The following is a 3,820-nucleotide window of genomic DNA, read 5'->3' on the forward strand; positions in this document are numbered from 1 at the left end:
AAAAGTAATATTGAAATTTTTGGTTATGATATTGGTTTTGACAAGGACGAACAGAAAACAATTATTCTTGCAAAAGCAAATATGTTGATATATTTTTCAGAATTAATAAAAGATAATAAAACAATAACTACACAATTTGCAGATCTATTCAATAAAAGTTTTGAACTGAAAAAAAATTCAATTCTTGGCACATTAGCAGTAAAAGAAGAAGAAAAATACGACCTGATACTTTCCAATCCTCCTTATGTAACAAGTGGAAGCAGTAATATCAAAGAGGAAATAAAAAGAAAGAATCTTTCTAATTATTATAAAATAAATGCAATGGGCTTGGAAGGTTTGTTTATGGAATGGATTATTAAAGCCCTAAAACCAAATGGAAAAGCATTCATTGTCGTTCCTGATGGAATACTCAATCGACAAAATGATAAAAATTTGAGGCAATACATTCTTGATGAATGTACCATTGACGGTATTATTTCATTACCTGTTAAGACATTTTTTTCAACACCTAAAAAAACATATATACTTTGTATTACAAAAAAAGGAAACAGATTAGAACAACAAATAGAGCCTGTTTTTACTTATTTAGTCAGTGAAATAGGTGAAAGTCGTGATATTTATCGTTTCGAAATAGAACAAGATGATTTAACGGAGGCAATAAATTGGTTTAATCAGTTTAAAAATGCAAAAACAACTTTTAAGTGTGACGAAAAGCGTTGCAAAATTCAACCAATTTCTAAATTTAATCCTGAAAATCATTGGAGTGTTGAACGCTGGTGGTCAAAAGAAGAACAAATTGAATTAAGAATTGTAGAAGAAAATAAAACGATTGACATTAGCGGTTTTAGCGAATTAATAGGTGACGCTTCAGAAACACTAAAAGAATATTCTGATTTACTGAAAGGTGTTGCCGAAAAAAAAAAGTTAGTATGCGATTTTCATGAAATATCCTTATCAGATAATAATTATTTCAATCTCTTTATCGGAAAACGTTTGGTTAAAAAAAACCTAATTCACATAAAAGGGGACATGCCTATTTTTAGTGCAAATGCAAAATTTCCAATTTCATTTCATAGCCAAAGTAATATAACAGACTTTTCAAATAATTTTGTGCTTTGGGGCATTGATGGTGATTTTGATTTTAATTTCATTCCTAAAAACACTCCTTTTGTAACCACTGACCATTGCGGTACAATCAGAATTTTGAAAGACGATATTTTGCCCGAATACTTAATGCTACAACTTCAAACAGTAAAACACAAGTATGGTTTTGACAGGGGACTGCGGTCATCTTTAAAAAATATGCAAAATGTTTGTGTTGAAATTCCTTTTGATGAACAAGGCAATATTGATGTTGAAAAACAAAAAGAAGTTATAGAAAAATACGAATATATTGCAGAGTTGAATAAAAAAATTTCACAATACAAAAAACAGATAGAGGAATTGAAAGTTGAAATAGAAAATGAATATGATATAGAAAAATTTAGATTGGATAATTTGTTTGAAATAAAAAGCGGTAATTCAAAACTTACACAAAACTATCTAAATAATCATAAAGGCGAATATGTTGTTTATTCTGCAAATACCAAACAAAATGGAATATTCGGACATATTGATTCATACGATTTCGATATTGAGTGTATTCAATTAACCGCTAATGGCGTTTATGCAGGAACTTTCTTTTACAGAGAAAAACATAAATTCAGCATTAATGGCGATGCAAGATTATTAATTAAGAAAAATGAGAAGTTAGATTATCATTATCTTCTTAATGAATTGAAAAATGTTTTTATTGCACATAATTTTAATTGGGAAAACAAACCAACTATTGAAAAAATAAAACCAATAGAAATTTCAGTCCCAATTAATTCCAAGTGTGAATTTGACTTGTCCGCTCAACAACAAATTGCCGAAAAACACCACAAAATAGAACAAATCAAAAAAAGCATTTCGGAAGAATTAGATAAAATCGCAAGCATAGAGATAGATTTTGATTAAGAATTCTATTTTCTGTTGGAAACATTAAATACTATGCAAAAAATAAACATCTCCGAAAACGAAGCGCCGCAAAGAGTTGACAGGTTTTTGTGTAAATACCTGAATAACGCGGAGAACTCTGTAGTTCATAGGCTTTTGCGGAAAAATATCGTCAGAATAAACGGGAAAAGAATAAAAGAAAACGCAATTTTGCAAGTCGGCGACGTTTTGGGGATTTCGCTTTCGCAAGAGCAGATTTCGCAATTACAAAAAGAAAAACCGCCTGTTTGCGTACAGAAATCAAATCTGAATATTGTCTATGAAGACGATGAAATCTTAGTTGTTGACAAACCCGCCGGACTTTTGACGCATCCCGATAAATCCGAATACCAAAACACGCTTGCGACACATGTTCGGACGTATCTTTGCCATCTTTGCACAAAAACGTTTAGCCCCGCACCGATTCAGCGGCTCGACAAAAACACAAGCGGACTTGTAATGTTTGCAAAAACCTACAACTCGCTTCAATTTTACAACGAGCAAATGCGAAACCGCAAAATTGAAAAAAAATATCTGGCAATAGTTGAAGGAAGAATTGAAAAATCCGGTGAAATCAAAGGATTTTTGGAAAAAGATGAGAAAAGAAACAAAGTTTTTTTATCGCAAGATTCGTCCGAGAACTCAAAATTCGTCCATACGCAATACGTTATAAAAGATGTGAAAGACGATTTTTCACTGTTGGAAATCACGCTTTGCACCGGACGTTCCCATCAGATCCGCGTATCGATGGAATACGTCGGACATCCGATAGTCGGCGATAAAAAATATAATGCGCGACGAAGAAGCGAAGCGGCGTTGGCGGCAAGTAATGCGCAATCGAAATATCAACTGCTTCACGCATATAAAATTACGCTTGCAAGCGGACAGATATTTGAGTCGAAATCGGAGCGGATTTTTGAGTTTTGGGCGGGAATTTAATAGGGATTTATAATTGAGCCGACAGAAGATGAAATGCTTGTCGTTGACTTATTAAGCGAGATTGTTGTATTTTATTTGGCGAATGTTAAGAAACGGAATTTGGAGGAAATATGAAAATTTTACTGATTAACGGAAGTCCGCGTTCGTCCGGCTGCACGTTCAGGGCGTTGTGTGAAATTGAAAGGGAACTTAAAAACGAAAGCGTTTCGACCGAAATTTTTCAAATAGGAGCAAACGCGATTTCAGGTTGCCGCGGGTGCGGGTATTGTCGTGAAAACAAAAAGTGCGTAGTTGACGATTCTGTAAATAGTTTCGCTCAAACGGCGGCAAAGGCTGACGGATTTATTTTCGGTTCGCCGGTTCATTACGCCGCGGCAAGCGGAGGAATCACCGCGTTTATGGACCGCCTTTTTTATTCGTCGTCGTACGCATTGGAATATAAACCCGCCGCCGCGATAATTTCTTGCAGAAGAGGCGGGGCGAGCGCCGCTTTCGACCAATTAAACAAATATTTTACCATAAACAATATGCCGATCGTTTCGTCACAATATTGGAATATGGTTCACGGAAACACGCCGGAGGAAGTTGAAAAGGATTTGGAAGGTTTGCAAATAATGCGAACTTTAGGTAAAAATATGGCATGGCTGCTGAAATCAATAGAAGCGGGAGCGAAAGCGGGAATCGCTTATCCGAAAAAGGAAGAAAAAGTAAAAACGAACTTTATTCGCTGATTGCGGTGTTGCCGCCTATATTCATAAATTAAATAAGACAAGATAATAAATTAAATAAGACAAATTAAAATCTCCGGCTCTCCTACTCTCAAGCGGCTATACACAATTCCTGACAAAAAAAGCGACTTATTAAA

Annotated in this window: 3 protein-coding genes; all 3 read left to right on the plus strand. The window is 34.6% G+C overall.

All coding sequences use genetic code 11. The annotated features are described in order from the left end of the window. Window positions 1–1,998: N-6 DNA methylase (locus LBH98_01800; protein ID MDR0303491.1), on the plus strand; the 1,998-nt coding region annotated here is incomplete at its 5' end. Between the two features lie 33 nt (window positions 1,999–2,031). Further along, complete coding sequence (locus tag LBH98_01805) at window positions 2,032–2,955, plus strand: RluA family pseudouridine synthase (protein MDR0303492.1); 924 nt, start codon at window positions 2,032–2,034, stop codon at window positions 2,953–2,955. Window positions 2,956–3,065: 110 nt separating this feature from the next. Further along, window positions 3,066–3,686 carry a flavodoxin family protein gene (locus tag LBH98_01810; GenBank protein MDR0303493.1) on the plus strand — a complete coding sequence of 207 codons (621 nt, stop codon included), beginning with the start codon at window positions 3,066–3,068 and terminating at the stop codon, window positions 3,684–3,686. Window positions 3,687–3,820: the final 134 nt, after the last annotated feature.

Source organism: Chitinispirillales bacterium (assembly GCA_031254455.1).
In the GTDB taxonomy this organism is placed as follows: domain Bacteria; phylum Fibrobacterota; class Chitinivibrionia; order Chitinivibrionales; family Chitinivibrionaceae; genus WRFX01.

Excerpts from the sequence above, each read along its gene's own strand:
- LBH98_01805 (MDR0303492.1), top strand. The coding sequence starts at position 2,032 with ATGCAAAAAATAAACATCTCCGAAAACGAAGCGCCGCAAAGAGTTGAC.
- LBH98_01810 (MDR0303493.1), top strand. The coding sequence starts at position 3,066 with ATGAAAATTTTACTGATTAACGGAAGTCCGCGTTCGTCCGGCTGCACG.